The sequence below is a fragment of the Ornithinibacillus bavariensis genome, from assembly GCF_018333235.1.
In the GTDB taxonomy this organism is placed as follows: Bacteria; Bacillota; Bacilli; order Bacillales; family Amphibacillaceae; genus Ornithinibacillus; species Ornithinibacillus bavariensis.
Genome location: NZ_BORP01000004.1, coordinates 14,276 through 32,657 on the forward strand (window position 1 = coordinate 14,276; position 18,382 = coordinate 32,657).

Sequence of the window (18,382 nt, forward strand, 5' to 3'; positions counted from 1 at the left end):
CTCAACTCTTGTATGTAATGAAATATTCTACTATACTAAATTAGATTATCCGTCCTTTTCTTCCTCTTAATCCAACATAGGTTATTACTTTATATTTCCAGTTACAGCTTTTTTTATTGGAATGTTGGATACCGTATAACTCTCAAACTTTCCAATACTTCGCTCTATACTTCAACTCATTAAACCTTATGCTTGATTATTTATACAGCTATGATATTTACAAGACTATCTAACCACTACGAAAATCACTATTACCGTAATGAAAAAGGCTTTGCCACTCTGTGACAAAGCCCTTATAAATTAAACCACCAAAACTTTCCTACCTATACATTTTGAAATACTATGCTTTGTAATAACGTAAAATCGGTTTTCTTGCTGCAGTTGTCTCATCCATACGTTTCATAATCGTATTATGTGGAGCTTCTTGTACAATTTCTGGATTATTTTCCGCTTCATCAGCAATAATCAATAAGGTGTTAATAAACCCATCCAAGGTTTCCTTAGACTCCGTTTCGGTCGGCTCTATCATCATCGCCTCTTCCACATTTAATGGAAAGTAAACAGTAGGTGGATGATAACCGAAGTCAAGAAGACGCTTTGCAATGTCAAGTGTACGTACCCCTAGTTTCTTCTGTCTCTTACCAGATAAAACAAATTCATGCTTACAATGCTGGTTATATGGTAGATCATATACCTTTTCAAGCTTACGCATCATATAGTTTGCATTTAGAACAGCATACTCACTAACCTTCTTCAGCCCTTCCGCTCCCATTGTGCGAATATATGTGTAGGCACGAAGGTTAATACCGAAGTTCCCGTAAAATGGTTTTACACGACCAATCGATTGTGGGCGATCATATTCTAATGTATAGAAGTCATCTTTTTTCACTACTAATGGTTTTGGTAGGAATGGCTCTAGCTCTGCAGAAACTCCAACAGGACCAGATCCAGGACCACCACCTCCGTGTGGACCAGTGAATGTCTTATGAAGGTTAAGATGTACCACATCAAATCCCATGTCCCCAGGACGAGCATAGCCCATAATCGCATTCAAATTAGCACCATCATAATATAACTTACCACCAACACCGTGAACAATCTCAGCCATTTCAAGAATTTCTGTTTCAAATAGTCCAAGCGTATTTGGGTTGGTTAGCATGAGTGCTGCAGTATCATCACCAACTACACGTTTTAAGTCTTCTAAATCTACTAAGCCTTTTTCATTTGTTTTAACAGTTACCGATTCAAATCCAGCTACAGATGCGGAGGCTGGGTTTGTACCGTGCGCAGAGTCTGGAACGATTACCTTCGTACGATGAAAATCACCATTTGCCTCATGAAAGGCACGTATCATCATTAATCCAGTCCACTCACCATGAGCACCTGCTGCAGATTGAAGCGATACTCCAGCCATACCAGTGATTTCTTGTAATGCTTGCTGGAGATCATACATCATTTCAAGCGCACCTTGAACGGTTTTCGGATCTTGATATGGATGGATATGTGTAAACCCTTCTAGACGTGCAACATCTTCATTAATTTTTGGATTGTATTTCATCGTACATGATCCTAATGGATAAAACCCTGAGTCTACACCATAGTTTCTATTCGAAAGCCCTGTATAATGACGCATGATTTCTAATTCACTAACCTCTGGAAGTTCAGGTGCTTCTTGTCTCATATAGGTAGCTGTTAATTCTGCTTCCAAATCCACTTCAGGAACATCTAAATCTGGCAAGCTATAGCTTACACGACCCTCTTTACTACGTTCAAAAATTAATGGAAAATCTTGATTAGTCATGGATATCCCCCAATTCTTTTACAAAAGCATCGATTTCCTCTTTTGTACGAATTTCTGTTACCGCTACTAGCATATGACCTTCTAACTCTGGATAATATGCTGCTAGATCATAGCCACCAATTATACCTTTTTCCAATAATTTATCATTCGCCACTTTCACAGGTACTGGAAGCTTCACGACAAATTCATTAAAAAACGAACCATCATGAACTACTTCAAATCCAGCAACTTCTAACTGTTTCTTTGCGTAACGTGCTTTATGCATGTTTAGCTCTGCCATTTTCTTTAACCCATGCTTACCGATAGAACTCATTGCAACAGCACTTGCTAGTGCATTTAATGCTTGGTTTGAGCAGATATTAGAGGTTGCTTTATCGCGACGAATATGCTGTTCTCTAGCCTGTAGTGTTAATACATAACCACGAACACCATTTTCATCAACGGTTTGACCTACTAACCGGCCAGGTATCTTGCGCATTAATTTTTCCGTTGTTGCAAAATATCCACAGTGTGGACCACCAAATTGAGCGGGGATACCGAATACTTGTGTATCTCCGACAACTATGTCAGCTCCAAACGCACCAGGAGGTGTTAATACTCCTAATGACAATGGATTACTAGAAACGATAAACATTGCCTTTGGCTGATTAACTAATAGCTCACGAATCTTTGCTAATGGCTCAAGTTGACCAAAGAAGTTCGGATATTGGATGACGACACTAGCAGTGGTATCATCTAATTCATGAGCTAATTGCTCTAAGTCTGTAAGTCCATTGACATGATCAATATAAACGATATCCAAATTTGGACCTTTACCATATGTTTCAATTACTGCACGATATTCTGGATGTACTGCCTTTGAAACAATTACCTTTTTCCTTCTTGTCTGACCCGCGCTAAGATTTACCGCCTCAGCTAAAGACGTTCCTCCATCGTACATCGAAGAGTTTGCAACCGGCATTCCAGTTAATTCTGAAATCATTGTTTGAAATTCAAAAATTGCCTGTAATTCACCTTGTGAGATTTCTGGCTGATATGGTGTGTAGGCAGTATAGAATTCTGATCTCGAAATAACATGGTCTACTACTGACGGAATAAAGTGATCATAAACCCCTGCTCCTAGGAACGACGTGTATTCTTTCAAATTGTAGTTTTTCTTCGCCATTTGAGCTAATTCTTTTTTTAATTCAAATTCATTTTTTGGTTCTTTCAAATTTAGTGATCGTTTAAGACGAACTTTTTCAGGAATGTCTGAGAAAAGCTCGTCTGTTTCTTGAATTCCAATGGAATCTAGCATTTCTTTTTTATCTGTTTCAGTCATTGGTAAATAACGAAAATCCATACTATTTCCCTCCCCTGGTTAATTTTGCTTTAAAAATGTTCTCGGAATAATCATTGCCCGCAGGCGCCGTTTTCTTACTTGGATTTCAAGCTCTGTTCCCTCTACTGCATATTCCGACTTAATAAGAGCTAAGCCGATATTTTTTTGTAAGGTTGGCGATTGTGTACCAGTTGTCACAACACCGATTTCTTCCTCTCCCTGGAAAACCTCATAACCGTAACGTGGAATTCCCTTATCTATCATTTCAATCCCAACTATTTTACGACTTGTTCCATTCTCAACTTGCGCTTTTAATACTTCTTTTCCAATAAAATCAGCTTCTTTATTCACTTTTACGGCAAATTTCAGACCTGCCTCAATTGGTGTGATAGATTCAGATAGCTCTTGACCATAAAGCGGTAAATTAGCCTCAAATCGTAGTGTGTCACGTGCTCCAAGGCCGACTGGTAAAAGACCTTTGTCCTTCCCTGCATCTAGAATAAGGTTCCATAGCTTAGGACCCTCTTCTTTTGCGATATAAATTTCAAAGCCATCTTCACCTGTGTAACCAGTTCTAGACACTAGTGCAGGTTTATCCATACCCGTGAAATAGACCTCTTGATCAAACCGGAAAAACTTAATCTCTGTTAAATTTGTATCTGTAATCGTTTGCAAGATTTCTTCTGATCTTGGCCCTTGTAATGCTAATTGTGCGTAATCGGATGAAACATTTGTAATCATTACTTCTTCCTCAGTAAAATGATTATTTTTTTGCATCCATTCGAAGTCTTTTGTCGTATTGGCAGCATTTACAACTACTAAATAATCATTTTCAGCCATCATATAGATTAGAAAATCATCCACTGTTCCACCATCTTCATAGCACATAAATGAATATTGCGCTTTATTCGGAACAAGTGTTGAAACATCATTGGTAGAAACATATTGAAGAAAGTCGAGGCTCTTTGGACCTGTTACCCTTATCTCTCCCATATGGGAAACATCAAATAACCCCGCCCGATTTCTTGTTGCCTCATGTTCTTCCTTAATACTTGAAAATTGCACTGGTAAATCCCATCCACCAAAATCAATGGTCTTTGCCCCAAGCTTTTCATATTCGGGATAGATTGGGGTTCTTTTTAGCTCACTCACAATTTCCACTCCCTTTGTAATTTTCTAATAATATCACATAAAAATAGAGGCAGTAATGTAGGGGTAAGCCTGAAAATAAGGCATTGCCCCTACATTACTGCCTCTGTCCTGTAACCAGAAAGTTTAGCATCTCCTTAAAAAATGCGTGCTTCGTGGGTGGTTTATCCATTGACAAACACTCTCCAGAGGTGCGTCCTACAAGGGTTCTTTTGCCTGAGAGATTCGCTAATAAGCTTGCTCCTTCGGCGTTACTTATCGAATGCACGAAAAGTAATCTCTCCCCCTGTATTCATTCGCTTTTTATGAAATTAAATCAATATGGTTATACTATGTATCAAAACTCTTTTATTTCTTCTATTTCAGATTCATTATACCACACAGCTATTAAAATGTATCTTTATTATTTACCATTTTAGAAACTATTGATAAAGGAAGTTTGCGATGCAACAAATAGATATGGAACATGATGTAAGTTTTATTGGAGCATTAGAAGAAAAACTAGAGCAAGATGGTCCATTCTCGCCCTGGAGTTTATTTAAGATGGCCTATGATGCGGAACTAACGACAGTTACGAAGGAATTTAATGGCTTACGAGCATTAGAGTTTCTTCCACATATGGATTTTTTACCACATCAAATTGATACTGCTAAACAAGTGATCGAAGAGATGCATGGCCGTGCCATTCTAGCCGATGAGGTTGGACTTGGGAAAACCATTGAAGCAGGACTAATATTGAAGGAATATATGATTCGTGGCCTTGTTAATAAAGTACTAATTATTGTTCCTGCATCCTTAGTAAATCAATGGGTAAAAGAATTAAATGAAAAGTTCTATATACCTGCAGCTGCTTATCGGAAGAATTATTCTTGGGATCAGTATGATATTCTCGTGACCTCCATCGATACGGCAAAACGCTCCCCACATCGGGAGGCTATTTTAGATATTCACTATGATTTTATTTTAATAGATGAAGCACATAAAATTAAAAATCACAATACAAAAAACTATGCGTTTGTTCGTGCACTAAAAAAGAAATATTGCTTATTACTAACTGCAACACCTGTTCAAAATCAATTAATAGAAATCTTTAATCTCGTATCCATTTTAAAGCCGGGACACTTAGGCAATTACGAATCATTTCTTGAGCAATATGGTCGTGATCGTAAGCGCATCAACCAGGATGTCTACTTAAAACAACTAGTTCAAAAGGTCATGGTTCGAAATACAAGAAAGGAAACCTCATTGGATCAGGCGAAACGTCATATTGAAACCGTTTGGCTTGATTTCACACCGGAAGAGTACGAGGTTTATAACGAGCTAGACAGGAGCTTTCAACCATTTGCTAGCTTCTCGAAAATTACTTTTCTACGTGAGCTGTGTTCATCCAGGGAAGCTTGTTATCTTTCCCTACAAAAATTTATCAATGATGAAGAAAATCAAGGTCGCGAAATTCTACAGCCAATCGTTGAGAAGATTGGACAACTACCACATCATGCAAAAGCACAGAAGGTTGTAGAATTAATGAAAGAAATTGGTGATGAGAAGGTCATTATTTTTACCGAGTATCGCGCTTCTCAGCTCTATCTTCAATGGTATTTACAGCAGCATGGAATCACTTCTGTTCCTTTTCGTGGGGGATTTAAGCGTGGAAAAAAGGATTGGATGAAGCAATTATTTAAGGATAAGGCACAGGTGTTGATAGCGACAGAAGCTGGTGGTGAAGGTATTAATCTTCAGTTCTGTAATTATATGATAAATTATGATTTACCCTGGAATCCGATGCGACTTGAACAACGAATTGGTAGAATACATCGTTATGGTCAAGAAAAAGATGTCCATATTTATAATTTTGCCATACGGAATACACTTGAAGAGCATATTATGAAGCTGTTATATGAAAAAATAGTTCTCTTCGAAAAGGTTATTGGGCATTTGGACGATATTCTTGCTGAATTAAATATTGATAGCTTTGAAAACGAGGTAAAATCCATCATGAATGGATCATCTTCTACCGGGGAAATCAAAATAAAATTAGACAATTTAGCTGCGGTTATTCAGAGCATACAAGAGAAATCGATGCAAGAGGAGAGAAACTATGGCAATATCTAACCTTAACACCTTTTTACAGGAATATTTTTCAGCTCACCATTGTGAAATCTTATCCAATCACGATGGTATCTTGCAAATTCAATTAAATGAAAAAATGGACCGCGCCCTAATGAATCGCCCTTTCTATTGGCATTATATTAAAAAAATGGGGAGAGATGGTGATCCAATGCAACTTACGTTAATCACCAATCAGGAGCAAACCGAGGTAAAAGGAGAACGGATTCATTTTGGTAGTCCAAGGCTTCAGCAAATCCTAAGACATCTCCGTGATAACGAACGATTTACAAGACTATTCCAGGTAGTAAATACTAACAATAACACTGCGCTACACCCATGGTTAGTAGTTAATATGAAATTAAGCTATATCGGAAAACATAATAAAGATGAAGTTTTTTCTATTGGACTAAATTTAATTAATGGCATGATGAAAATAGACATGATGGAATTTTTACAGCAACAAGATTTTCAAATGCAGATCTCTGACTATTGCTATACCATCACACCACTAATTAAACCAATTAGTGGATATAAACGAATTCTAACAGTAATCAACCAGTATATTAACGACCAAGATCATAAATGGGCAAAGGATTCCTTAGAAGCGCTCCAAAACGAAATAGAGCTGCTGAAGCACTTTTACGAGGACAGTCCAGAGGAAGAACGCGAACAAATGGATAAAGAACTAGCGGATTTAAAGGAACGATATCACCCTAAGATTAGGGTTTCGGTTATAAATGGTGGGATTTTTTATATGGAGCAGATGTAGTTGGGTAAACCATTAACATACATTTTCATTTAAGAATGACTAACATGATAAATGGTCTGACTCTATAAGCATCTATTTCGAAGAGTCAGACCATTTTTTCAGCAAAATCGTTTCAATTTGCTTTTTTAAAGAAGAAGCGAATGGCAACAGGTAATACGCCAAACCATCTATTACCAATCAGTGGATGATTTTTTTGAGTTTTTAAATCCGTTTTTCTCTTCTTTCTTTCTTCCTTTGGCAAATCGATATATGATACAACTTGTTCTGTCATAAATTTCACATAATCATTTCCTTTTATGGGTATCACCTCTTTTAGGTAGGATTATTCTTATTTTTTACATTGTAAAAATTGTTTATACCTTTACTTGAGAGAGAATAAAATCTACCTGTTCTTCTAATGTCAGCTTATTACAATCAACTGTAACATCTGCACATGCTGCATACATCGTAATCCGTCTTTGATACAATGCACGTTTTTCCTGGTTTCCCTGCCAAAGCGGTCTAGAGGAATCACCAGAGAGTCTTTTTACTATGAGTTCATAAGAAGCTTTTAAATAAACAATTACCCCTGTTTCTTTCATATATGTAATATTCTCTTGGCGTTCTACAATTCCTCCACCTGTTGAAATAATTGGTATATGCTGCAAGGAGCGTAATGTTGCTGTCTCATGTATGCGAAATCCACATTCTCCTTCATCTTGAAAGATATCAACAATTTTTTTTCCGAGTCTACTCTCAATCTCTACATCAATATCTACTGCCTGTTCCTGCATTGCTTCACTTAATGCTCGTCCTACTGTAGTTTTTCCACTACCCATAAATCCAATTAAATATATGATTTGCAATTTGCAACATCCTTTTTAACTATTTTTATAAAAAAAGAAGGATTTCGTAAATGAATGTCGAATAGATAGCTGTACAATATATTGGAGGTGTTTTGACTTGAATCCTGCTGAACGACTTTCGCAGCGAATCCTCTCAACTGCCATAGCGAGAGATGCCACCGATATCCACTTTTACCCCTTCGAGTCTGAAACAACTATTTACATCCGAGTACAAGGTGAAAGACTTCTACTCCAGACGATTACTTCCTCCCAGTTCGATTTCTTACTCACGTATTATAAGTTTACATCAGGAATGGATATTGGTGAAATTAGAAAACCCCAAAATGGAATCATTGCCCATCAAGTTCATGGTAGACACTATTTCTTACGCCTTTCCACCCTCCCCGTTAACCAAAAGGAAAGCCTAGCAATACGCATACTTCCTCAGGATAAACAACTCTCCCTTGATCAATTATTCTTATTTCAATTTCAATTAAACAAGGTGAAGTCCTGGATGCTTCATAAAGCTGGCTTAATCCTATTTTCAGGACCCACAGGCAGTGGCAAAACAACTACCCTATATGCACTTCTTGAATCTGTCATCAAAGAAAAATCCTATCAAACCATTACCCTTGAGGATCCGATTGAAAAGAATATTGACGACATTTTACAAGTACAGGTTAATGAAAAAGCAGGAATCACCTATCAATCCGGGTTAAAGGCTGCACTAAGACATGATCCTGATATCATTATGGTTGGTGAGATTCGCGATAAACAAACAGCCCAATTTGCATTTGAAGCTTCACTTACTGGACACTTAGTTCTTAGTACCATCCATGCAAAAAATACCCCAGGTACGATACAACGTCTTCAAGAAATGGGACTCTCTGCTTCAGACCTTAAGCAATCATTAATTGGGGTCGCCTCCATTCAACTGCTTCCAATATTACCGAAGTCTACTGAAAAGAAACGTGCTGCCATACTTGAGATATTGGAAGGAAATCTGTTGGGTCAAGCCATAAATGGGGAGCTATCGAGTATTACAAATAATAAGCAATCCTTTCATCACATGAGAAAGAAGGCATTTATATATGGGTTTATTTCCTATGACACATATGAGAGCTTCTAATACCACATTAAAGCCCATTATGCAGCTAAGATTTCTTAAGCGATTATCTAGAGCTTTATCAATTGGGTATTCATTAAATGAAGCACTTGAGGTATTACAATGGGATAAAACAATATCCTCTATTGCAAATCAGATAATCGTACTTCTACGCGATGGCAATTCTTTTCCTCTCGCTTTAGAAAAAATGAAATTTCATCCTATTGTCATTTCGTTCTTAGCATTATCCAAGGAATATGGAGATTTAGAAAGCAATATTCAAAAGACGGTAGAAATATTTGAAAGGCGTATTGAATACAGTAAAAAATTCACACAAGTAATACGCTATCCTCTAATATTAATCGTTGTTTTCTCCTTTCTATTTTTCTTCATCCAACATTCCGTTCTACCCAATCTATTAACCTTAACGGAACAAGGCAGTGAACATTCGATGCTTATAACGACAATGATTACCATCTCAGCTTTTTTGTATTACGGATTTCTTTTCGTTATCCTATTCGTCCTTACTATTCGTTTGAGCTGGAACCACTTCCAATATAAAATCCCCATAGAAATACAACTGAAGGTCATCAAAATGATCCCAATTTACCGCAGCTATATCACACTAAATACATCATTTCTGCTAGCAACACATATTAGCTCGTTACTCCAAACGGGTATTTCCATTAAGGACGTCTTATTAATTTTAAAAGAACAGCCCAAACAGAATATTGTTTCTCATTATGCCCATATATTAATCGATGGATTAAACCAAGGAATTCACCTATCCCTGTTGTTACACAATTTTAGCTTCATTAAGCAAGAGCTGGCCTCTATTTTCCAAAAAAACAGTAATGCCGATACACTTGAAAAGGATCTAGCTGTCTATGCCACCTTTTTAACTGATGATCTCCACCAAAAGATAATGCGAACCATTACCTATATACAGCCTGTCTTTTTTATTTTATTGGGCTTAGTCGTGATTCTCATTTACTTATCATTAATGTGGCCCATGTATCAAATAATTGAAACAATATAAGGAGAAGAAAATTTATGTTCAGAAATCAAAAAGGTTTTACATTAATAGAAATGCTAATCGTTCTTATGATTGTGTCTGTTCTAATGATATTAATCATTCCTAATTTAGGGAATAAGAGCAAAGATGTTCAAAGTAAAGGGTGTGAAGCATTAGTATCAGTCGTCCAAACGCAGATTGACGCATTTTATTTAGAAAAATATACGTATCCAAAGAATCTTGAGGAATTAGTCACAGAAAATTATATTCGAAAAAATCAAACGTACTGCTCTAACACCGAATCCAAACTAATTTACTCTGCAGCTACAGGAAAGGTTTCGGCACCCGATTAATGAAGATGGCAAACGAGGTAGGATTCTCCCTTTTAGAGGTATTGGTCACACTTTCTGTATTAGCAATTTTACTAAGCTTAAGTGTACCTACGATGCACTCCTTACTTGCTAAAAAGAACGAGGAGAAGATTTTGGAAAGAATGGAAAACGATATACTTTATATTCAAAATCAAGCCATTGGTTCTACTAAGAATTTCCGTATCATTCTTCAGGAAAATAAATACATCATCGTTGGACCAGATCAGCAATCTATCATTAGGGATCTCCCAAGCAATTGGACATTGGACCGTAGAAAGCTCGATTCCATTTCCTATAATGAAAATGGGACTATTCGAAAAGCAGGAACGATTTCTTTGAAAACTCCTAATAATACCTACAGATATGTATTTCCACTTGGGAAAGGACGTGGTTATCTTGAAAAACAGTAATGGATTTTCCGTAATAGAAGCATTCGTTTCTCTGGGTATATTAGTGCTCGTCGCCACTTCCTTTCTGCCACTTGCTTCATTTGTATCCTATGAGAAAGAAGCACTTAGCCACAAACGACAAATCGTTCTTCTCTTACATGATGAGTTACAGTCTGTGCTAACGAAAAACGATTTTCCAACGACTCGTAAAGTATTCCTAGATTCATTAGTAACAACATTTGAATTCACCAATACCGAATCTAGGTTAATAAAGGGTTGTGCAACCTGGACAAACATTAGAAATCGTCATGAGGAGATTTGTATTTATGGAAAACAAAAATAAGGAGAAAGGATTCACTTTTTATACGATACTGTTTATCTTAACGATACTTATTATGTGTATCCCTATTGAAGCAGCTATTTTAAAGACTATGAAAAACCATTCTTACTACCAAGAAATTTCGATACAGCAGTTTTTCTTTTTCCTTCAACAAGAGGTCATACAAGCATCTGAATTATTTGTACATAGCGATGGGCGGATAACGTTAAGAGCTAAGGAGGATTTAATTACCATTGAACTTTATGGAGATAATATTCGCAGACAGGTTAACGGACAAGGACACGAAATTTATCTACGAAAAATTAAAGAAATCCAATTTGCAGAAGAAGCTAGTGGATTTATTGTTACGATAACTGATAAAAAAGGATATATCTATGAAAAGAAAATTAACTTCTATCCATAAAAATGGTTTTATTCTCCCGTCTGTGTTAATTATTTCGGCATTAGTCCTGTTATATCTTTCAAGCACGATTGTAGCTTACTGGCAAGATATGCATATGACGAAGAATATCATTGAGCAGGTTCACGCAGAAACTCTATTTCAAATGGGATACACAGAGTTTATTTCCAAAGGACATCATTTAGCTAATGATGAAAAGCGGATATACCATTTTCCAAATGGAACCGTTGAAATAACTCCTATTATTATCGATAAATCTACGCTACATATTCATGTACTTATTGAAACGAATAATGGCTTTCACACTTCTGTCACAAAATCGTTAAAATTAGATTCTGAATCACATAATTTATTCGATCTGGATGATACTAAAGAATAAGCTATTTTGATGGGCTATGCATCATAGTCCTAGGCTAATTACATGATTCGTTTACTTTATTCCATTACTCGTATATAATAACAATGATAGCGACATCATAAAGGAGGGGAAATAATGGATCGAATGTTTCGTGTCCTGGGCTTTTGGACTGGAATTTTCACTGTCATGTTCTATGTTGGTGGAATGCTTAACGTATCAATACTTTTCCTAGTTCAAACAGTATTTTTCCTAACAGTAAGTTACTTGAAGTTATCTGAGCGTATGTATATGTACTTGTTCGGAGCTTATTGTACTGTTTTCATGATTGGTTTTACATGGTATTCAGAATTTATTTTAGTGCCTGGCTTTGGGCATTAAAAGACAAAAAACCCTGCGTATACATATTGGTTTAACCTGCAGGGTTTTTTTGTTTGCCTTATACTGGACGTATAAAAGGATTCAGACTCTTTTCATCACCAATGGTCGTACTTGGTCCATGTCCTGGATAAACTGTTATATCATCTGGAAGCTGATATAATTTATAAAGGATCGATTCCTTTAACACATCAAAGTCACCACCTGGTAAGTCGGTTCTTCCAATCCCCTGGTTAAAGAGAACATCACCACTTATGAGCTTTTTCTCCTCTTTCCAATAGAAGCTTACACTACCAGGAGAATGTCCAGGTGTATATAGGATTTCAAATTCAAAAGGTCCTATTTGCAGTAATCCAGGATTGATTAGAACTTCAGCTTCCCGAGTTTTAACTTCTTTACGAAGAAACAATACTGAACCATTTAAGCTTGGCTTACTCAGCCAGCTTGCTTCATTAGGGTGTACATACACCGGAATAGCGAAGTGATTTCTTAAATCTTCTACTGCACCTATATGATCAAAATGTGCATGTGTTAGAAGAATTGCTAAGGGAACCAATTTGTTTTCTGTTAACCATTCCATTATCCGATTAGCCTCTTCTCCTGGATCTATGATGATGGCTTGGTTACCGTGATATACTATGTAACAATTTGTTCCTAAAGGACCAAGCGAAAAACCGTTGATTTGCATTTGTGCCCCCCTCTGTGAAGAAATCAGACAGTTTTTTGAAAAAGCACTTGATTTCCTCGACAAATGAATTTTTTTATACTAGAATAAATGTGTTAGTAAGATACATATTAATATAAATGTTTTTTAAAAACAAACAAACAATAATTATCGCTAGAAATGTTAGGAGGTAATAGTATGAGACATATTGTTTTAGGTATTATTTTTCTAGTTGTCGCAATCGTTGCGCTTGTTTCCGTAGTTCGTCAAATGAAATATAGAAACTATTTTGCATTAGGGTTTTCCGGATTGACTGTTCTTGTTTTTGGATTTTTCTCTATTGCAACTATTGTAAAAGTCTTGAAGGATTCTCTATAAGTTCAAGATATTGATATTGAACTAATGCAAGCACCGCAAAAAACGGTGCTTTTTTCAATTTTTTATTCTTTTTTTCTTTAATAAATAATCCGTCCCCATCTAACTGGTTATCTAATATTTGTAAAAGCTCTAATAAGCTGTGAAAAAAACAAACACATAATACTTTTCCACTTCTGTGATTCTATTTTTTTACTGGAATCACAAAAAACAAAATGACCATCAATATCCCCCGATATTGATGGTCATTTTGCATTAAATATTATCACTCTTGTTTGAAATCTACAAACCTGAACAAGTCACCATATATAATATCATCGGAGTAACTTAGTTCTTTCTCGATTACCTGACTTAAGTCTGTGCAAGCACTTGCTTCTGTTTCTTCTACTATTTCACCAGTTTCAAAGTTGTAGCAAGTTTCATTTGTATAAATATAATCTTTTGTAATAAAATCGCCATTTCTTAAAGCAATATAGCCTTTATGGTCTTCATTAAACAAATCATTTCCGAAGTATATATCATTTTCTTTTATACCCAGAAGACTCAGTAGTGTCGGCTTCACATCAATCTGACCAGCAATCGTTGATTGTACTTCGCCCTTTCCATGACCTGGAATATGAATAAACAGTGGAACACGTTGTAGTTGAACATGATCATAAGGTGTTATTTGTTCCTTATCAAGATACATGCTCATCGCTTTATTATGATTTGAACTAATTCCATAATGATCACCCATAATAACAATAATTGAATTTTCATAAAGGCCTGCTTCTTTTAATTGCTGAAAGAACTGTTCTATTGATTCATCCATGTAACGAACCGTAGGGAAATAGTTATTTAGTGTATTAGAGTTCGAATCATAGCGATCAATCGATTTATCTTGATCATCTAATTCAAATGGAAAATGATTTGTTAACGTAATGAATTTCGCATAAAATGGCTGATCTAAGGATTGTAGATATTTCATAGATTGTTCAAAGAATGGCTTATCTTTAAGTCCCCAGCCTATCTTATTATCATCTGTTACCTCATATGCTTCTTGGTCATAAAAATAATCAAAGCCTAAGCTCGGATACATCTGATCACGATTGTAAAAACTATCATTATTCGCATGAAATACCGCAGAGTAATATCCATTTTCCTTTATGATTTCCGGAAATGCATGATAATTATTTTGACCGTGTGTGTAAAAAACTGCTCCCCTTGGTAAAGGATACAGTGAATTTTCCACTAAAAACTCAGAGTCAGATGTTTTACCTTGTTCCGTTTGATGGTAAAAGTTTTCAAAGTAATACGTATCTTTATCTGCTACTAAACTATTTAAAAACGGTGTGATCTCCTGACCATTTACGGTGTTATTAATGACAAAGGTCTGTAGCGACTCTGCAGAAATGAAAATGACGTTTTTTCCTTTGGCAACACCAAATAAATCAGATTCACCTTTTTGGTCAATAGTAGTATTCACGTATTCTTTAATAGCTGGCAGTTCACTACCATCCGCAAAAACATGCTGTGTCTTCACCTTCGAATGAAGGAAAGCATCGTAGATATGATAGTTAAATAACCCAATATATTTAACTAAATACTCCCTATCAAAGGCACGTGTAAATAATTGTGGTCTTTCCATTTCTGCCAAGAAAAAGTTGCCAACTAATAGTGCTAACGATAATGCAAAAGCACATACTTTTCCACTTCTTGGATATTTCGTTGACACTCGATCTTGATGTTTCTTGCCTAGATACCAAATGAAGATTACATCAGCAAATAGGAATATGTCATACACTTTAATTAAAGATAAGATACTAGATCCCAGATCTCCCGCATTTCCACCTTGTGATAATTGAGGTATTGTTATGAAATCGGAAAAAGATCGATAGAAAACTAGATTAGCATAAATTACTAATGTTCCTATTAATGCTGTATATCTTAAGTACTTCACTTGTCTCGATGTCTTTTTAATCCATACACTGATAGCAAATACTAAAAATGCTGATACAAATGGATTAATGAAAAGGATAAACTCCTGCATGGAATTCTCTATCTCGAGACTAAATAAGAAACGGTAAACAATATAGGTTTTTATTCCAAATAATAACGTAGCAATTACATATAAAGGAAGCCTAAATCCTTTACCAAACATAATAAATCCTCCTAAGAAACTTCTGCTTTTATATATATGCAGTACAACAAAGCCTGTAACGGCATAAATGGTACAAACATAAAATCGCCTTAATAATTAAGACGGTTTAATATACAAAAAGGTTTCAAAAATATTACAAACTTTTAATAGAAAAGAAAATATTTCTACAAATGACTTTTCACTAAGTAAGCAGCACCAATCATTCCTGCGTCATTACCAAGTTCAGCAATCCTTATTTCACATGCCTCACTTACACGAGGCAAAGCATATTTTGTAAAGGCATTTTTAATTGGTTGTAATAATTGTTCACCCGCTTTAGAAACACCTCCACCAATTAATATCTTCGATGGATTTAACGTCATTGCTAAGTTGGCAATGGTGAGTCCAATAATATCCGCTGTATGCTCTATTATTTGCTTACTATCGGCATCACCTGACTTGGCTAGCTCAAATATATCTTTTGAAGTAATTTTTTGAGTTACGTTATAAATTTCTGCTAATTTACTGGCTGGTTTTTTTTCAATAATTTTCATTGCTTGTCGGGCGATTCCAGTTGCAGATGCAATCGTTTCCAGACAGCCCTTACGTCCGCAATTACATTGGTATCCATCTGGCTCTACCGTTATATGCCCGATTTCACCAGCTGTTCCATTTACTCCATTTACTATCTTTCCATTTGTAATGATACCACCACCAACTCCAGTACCAAGAGTGATTGCGATAACATTATCAGCGTTTTCCCCAGCTCCTAGCCAGTTTTCACCTAAAACAGCGATATTAGCATCATTTTCAAGATAGACAGGGAGCCCGGACAGTTTGGATAGTTCAGCTGCCAGTGGATACTCCTTCCAACCAATATTTACTGCATCAAAAACATACCCCTTCTCACCATCAATGAAACCAGGTGCACCTATGCCAATCCCGGCTATTTCACTAATTTCAATCGAAAAAGAAGCTGCTTTTTCAACAATGGAATCCCATATATTCTTTAGAATATTTGCTCCACCATTTGACGTATCTGTGTCAACTTCCCATTTTTGGTTAAAGTCTCCATTCAGACTTATAAAACCAATTTTTACGGTAGTTCCTCCAATATCTACTCCGACAATCACATTTTTATTCATGATATTTTCACCTATTTTCAGAATTTAGCTTGTTTTCTTCTTGTCTCAAAATTAATATCGAAAATTTATATTCCTCTGGGTCCAACATACCAGATTTGAACAACTCATTTATTTCGCTACGCATTAATTCAATATCTGCGAGCCGATTTCCTGTATAAATGAAAGTACCAAATCGTTTTAATATTTGTTGAACATCATAAAATGTTTTCATGTTATCACCAATCTGTATTATACCAAAATTATACAAAAGTCCTATAGTATTTTCACTAAGTAAATTGTGGATTAGAAAGATTCATAAAGTTATAGTGTATTTCATATAAATTTACTAGATAAAACCAGTAAGGATGAATATTATGCCAAAGAAAACTGTGGTGGTATTTCTCATACTACTAACGGCAATTGGAATTTATTTTGTTAAAGATTTGAATAGCCTACCAACGATTACCTATTTCCCAATTGATTATGGGACAAGCTTTACAAATGCGACTACACATTTACAAGTTAATCCAAATGATTCTACTAAAAATTATATTCTTGAATGGGATGTTTCCTCCACTACAGAGGTACCGATGTATTTACGACAGGATGTTTCACTTCTTTATGCAAATGGTGAGCTAAAAGGTATGAGAAGTAAATGGAGAGAGAATAAGGATACGATCGAATATACAGAAAGGTTAAAAGATAATCAGGATGCCAGATGGGATGCCATTACCTTTCACTATGGAGAAATTCATTTAGATAACACCATAAATAGTGTACAAAAGATTACAGCAGATCATCTCTTCGTATACCGTCAAAACTCCATATTTAAACTTACAGACTCTGACATCAAGTCCAAGCAGCAAAAGCTAGTAGAACTCGAAACAAAGAAAAAACTTTTATCCCATTGGCAAAGTCTATTAACTTACTTCAAAATTGATATTCAAAACTATGAAAGCATACCTTTAACCGATCTCTATACCATACAAGATAAACCATTTCTTAATATGGATAAAGAAAATTCGGATAGAGTAATTGGACAACTATGGGAAGGCTTATATAAAAATTATATTATCCCAAATATCGAGTCCAAAGATTCATTAAAAAGCTTTGTACCATTAATTCTATTTGATAAAAAAGGCGATCACTTATTAGTTGTATATGAGATAAATGGGAGAAAGGAAAAACTGATTCAAAAATTACAGTTGGATTAGTTAACTGTTTCAGCTTAAAAACCCATAATTAACGCTGTAATCCATTAATCTTTAGTTAATTTTTTCCAATTTTAGAACCTTTAACCTAGCGGGATGCATTTCTTGTATCTCTTTCGGGCTATACCATATACGGACTTTATCGCCATTTTTTGTTCTTCCACTTTTATCGATTACATAAGTGCCACTATACGCTACTATAAGCTGCTTATTTGACAGCATTTCAGCTTTTTCTAAATCAAAATTTTCATCTGCTATTAAATAAGTACTATTTCCTTTGTTAATTAAATAACCGTCAATTGTATAATCATCTTCTGCAGAAAGATTGTTGATAACCTGTACCAATAAGACAATAGAAGCCAAGAGTACAACAAGAACCAAAAAACGTTTCAACGATCAATACCTCCTGTTCTTACTGGGATATAGAGATTTTTTGGGAATCGTATGGTGGATACATCGTAGGGAGTCTAGAAGCTCTACTCTTAGCAATCAAGTTATCATGTAAAAGAATATTGAGGATTACTACATTTTTTACCTTTGTTATCACTATGTTATGGACGAAC

Annotated in this window: 22 protein-coding genes and 2 riboswitches; of the genes, 12 read left to right on the forward strand and 10 right to left on the reverse strand. The window is 35.6% G+C overall.

The window, feature by feature from the left end:
- Positions 1-340: 340 nt before the first annotated feature.
- Genes gcvPB through gcvT form a run of 3 tightly spaced genes read right to left on the reverse strand, consistent with a single transcriptional unit; the run spans position 341 to position 4,274 of the window.
- Positions 341-1,801 (reverse strand): aminomethyl-transferring glycine dehydrogenase subunit GcvPB, encoded by a 1,461-nt coding sequence (gene gcvPB, locus KI338_RS10630; RefSeq protein ID WP_212920991.1) that lies wholly within the window; start codon positions 1,799-1,801, stop codon positions 341-343.
- Positions 1,794-3,143, reverse strand: coding sequence for an aminomethyl-transferring glycine dehydrogenase subunit GcvPA (gene gcvPA, locus KI338_RS10635; RefSeq protein ID WP_212920992.1), 1,350 nt, complete (start codon positions 3,141-3,143; stop codon positions 1,794-1,796). Before gcvPA ends, gcvPB begins: the two co-directional genes overlap by 8 nt.
- A gap of 18 nt (positions 3,144-3,161) precedes the next feature.
- Entirely contained in the window at positions 3,162-4,274 is a 1,113-nt protein-coding gene (gene gcvT, locus KI338_RS10640) for a glycine cleavage system aminomethyltransferase GcvT (RefSeq protein WP_212920993.1), read from the reverse strand.
- Between the two features lie 100 nt (positions 4,275-4,374).
- A riboswitch (glycine riboswitch) is annotated at positions 4,375-4,463 on the reverse strand.
- Between the two features lie 2 nt (positions 4,464-4,465).
- A riboswitch (glycine riboswitch) is annotated at positions 4,466-4,567 on the reverse strand.
- A gap of 148 nt (positions 4,568-4,715) precedes the next feature.
- Here gcvT and KI338_RS10645 point away from each other — a divergent pair.
- The gene (locus KI338_RS10645) at positions 4,716-6,383 is read left to right on the forward strand and encodes a DEAD/DEAH box helicase (protein ID WP_212920994.1); all 1,668 of its coding nucleotides are present in this window, start codon (positions 4,716-4,718) and stop codon (positions 6,381-6,383) included.
- On the forward strand, positions 6,370-7,149 hold the full coding sequence (locus KI338_RS10650) for a YqhG family protein (protein WP_212920995.1): 780 nt from the start codon (positions 6,370-6,372) through the stop codon (positions 7,147-7,149). Before KI338_RS10645 ends, KI338_RS10650 begins: the two co-directional genes overlap by 14 nt.
- A 112-nt stretch (positions 7,150-7,261) precedes the next feature.
- Here KI338_RS10650 and KI338_RS10655 read toward each other — a convergent pair whose 3' ends face one another.
- Together KI338_RS10655 and KI338_RS10660 are read right to left on the reverse strand one after the other, a co-directional pair.
- A complete protein-coding gene (locus KI338_RS10655; RefSeq protein ID WP_373306343.1) occupies positions 7,262-7,420 on the reverse strand; it encodes a YqzE family protein in 159 nt (52 codons plus the stop codon).
- Positions 7,421-7,502: 82 nt separating this feature from the next.
- Complete coding sequence (locus KI338_RS10660; RefSeq protein ID WP_212920996.1) at positions 7,503-7,994, reverse strand: shikimate kinase; 492 nt, start codon at positions 7,992-7,994, stop codon at positions 7,503-7,505.
- A gap of 97 nt (positions 7,995-8,091) precedes the next feature.
- Here KI338_RS10660 and comGA point away from each other — a divergent pair, with 97 nt between their 5' ends.
- The 8 genes from comGA (at position 8,092) to KI338_RS10700 (ending at position 12,329) form a co-directional block, all read left to right on the forward strand.
- Positions 8,092-9,102 carry a competence type IV pilus ATPase ComGA gene (gene comGA, locus KI338_RS10665; RefSeq protein WP_212920997.1) on the forward strand — a complete coding sequence of 337 codons (1,011 nt, stop codon included), beginning with the start codon at positions 8,092-8,094 and terminating at the stop codon, positions 9,100-9,102.
- Complete coding sequence (locus tag KI338_RS10670; RefSeq protein ID WP_212920998.1) at positions 9,080-10,117, forward strand: type II secretion system F family protein; 1,038 nt, start codon at positions 9,080-9,082, stop codon at positions 10,115-10,117. Before comGA ends, KI338_RS10670 begins: the two co-directional genes overlap by 23 nt.
- Before the next feature lie 14 nt (positions 10,118-10,131).
- Positions 10,132-10,446, forward strand: coding sequence for a competence type IV pilus major pilin ComGC (comGC, locus tag KI338_RS10675; protein WP_212920999.1), 315 nt, complete (start codon positions 10,132-10,134; stop codon positions 10,444-10,446).
- On the forward strand, positions 10,446-10,874 hold the full coding sequence (comGD, locus tag KI338_RS10680; RefSeq protein ID WP_212921000.1) for a competence type IV pilus minor pilin ComGD: 429 nt from the start codon (positions 10,446-10,448) through the stop codon (positions 10,872-10,874). The genes comGC and comGD overlap by 1 nt, the downstream gene beginning before the upstream one ends.
- Positions 10,861-11,196 (forward strand): hypothetical protein, encoded by a 336-nt coding sequence (locus KI338_RS10685; protein WP_212921001.1) that lies wholly within the window; start codon positions 10,861-10,863, stop codon positions 11,194-11,196. The genes comGD and KI338_RS10685 overlap by 14 nt, the downstream gene beginning before the upstream one ends.
- Positions 11,180-11,596, forward strand: a complete 417-nt coding sequence (locus KI338_RS10690; protein ID WP_212921002.1) for a competence type IV pilus minor pilin ComGF — start codon at positions 11,180-11,182, stop codon at positions 11,594-11,596. The genes KI338_RS10685 and KI338_RS10690 overlap by 17 nt, the downstream gene beginning before the upstream one ends.
- The gene (locus KI338_RS10695; RefSeq protein ID WP_212921003.1) at positions 11,568-11,972 is read left to right on the forward strand and encodes a competence type IV pilus minor pilin ComGG; all 405 of its coding nucleotides are present in this window, start codon (positions 11,568-11,570) and stop codon (positions 11,970-11,972) included. Before KI338_RS10690 ends, KI338_RS10695 begins: the two co-directional genes overlap by 29 nt.
- Before the next feature lie 114 nt (positions 11,973-12,086).
- Positions 12,087-12,329, forward strand: a complete 243-nt coding sequence (locus tag KI338_RS10700; protein WP_212921004.1) for a DUF2626 domain-containing protein — start codon at positions 12,087-12,089, stop codon at positions 12,327-12,329.
- A gap of 58 nt (positions 12,330-12,387) precedes the next feature.
- Here the strand turns inward: KI338_RS10700 and KI338_RS10705 are convergent, their stop codons facing one another.
- On the reverse strand, positions 12,388-13,014 hold the full coding sequence (locus KI338_RS10705; RefSeq protein ID WP_212921005.1) for an MBL fold metallo-hydrolase: 627 nt from the start codon (positions 13,012-13,014) through the stop codon (positions 12,388-12,390).
- 174 nt (positions 13,015-13,188) lie between these two features.
- Here KI338_RS10705 and KI338_RS10710 point away from each other — a divergent pair, with 174 nt between their 5' ends.
- Positions 13,189-13,368 (forward strand): DUF2759 family protein, encoded by a 180-nt coding sequence (locus KI338_RS10710; RefSeq protein WP_212921006.1) that lies wholly within the window; start codon positions 13,189-13,191, stop codon positions 13,366-13,368.
- 262 nt (positions 13,369-13,630) lie between these two features.
- On the opposite strand, the gene KI338_RS10715 is transcribed toward KI338_RS10710, so the two are convergent.
- From KI338_RS10715 to KI338_RS10725, 3 genes are all read right to left on the reverse strand, one after another.
- A complete protein-coding gene (locus tag KI338_RS10715) occupies positions 13,631-15,505 on the reverse strand; it encodes an LTA synthase family protein (RefSeq protein WP_212921007.1) in 1,875 nt (624 codons plus the stop codon).
- Between the two features lie 164 nt (positions 15,506-15,669).
- Entirely contained in the window at positions 15,670-16,629 is a 960-nt protein-coding gene (locus KI338_RS10720; protein WP_212921008.1) for an ROK family glucokinase, read from the reverse strand.
- Positions 16,630-16,636: 7 nt separating this feature from the next.
- Positions 16,637-16,840, reverse strand: coding sequence for a YqgQ family protein (locus tag KI338_RS10725; RefSeq protein ID WP_212921009.1), 204 nt, complete (start codon positions 16,838-16,840; stop codon positions 16,637-16,639).
- Between the two features lie 142 nt (positions 16,841-16,982).
- Between KI338_RS10725 and KI338_RS10730 the strand changes: the two genes are divergently transcribed.
- Positions 16,983-17,822 carry a hypothetical protein gene (locus KI338_RS10730; RefSeq protein ID WP_212921010.1) on the forward strand — a complete coding sequence of 280 codons (840 nt, stop codon included), beginning with the start codon at positions 16,983-16,985 and terminating at the stop codon, positions 17,820-17,822.
- 51 nt (positions 17,823-17,873) lie between these two features.
- On the opposite strand, the gene KI338_RS10735 is transcribed toward KI338_RS10730, so the two are convergent.
- On the reverse strand, positions 17,874-18,212 hold the full coding sequence (locus KI338_RS10735; protein WP_212921011.1) for a hypothetical protein: 339 nt from the start codon (positions 18,210-18,212) through the stop codon (positions 17,874-17,876).
- Positions 18,213-18,382: the final 170 nt, after the last annotated feature.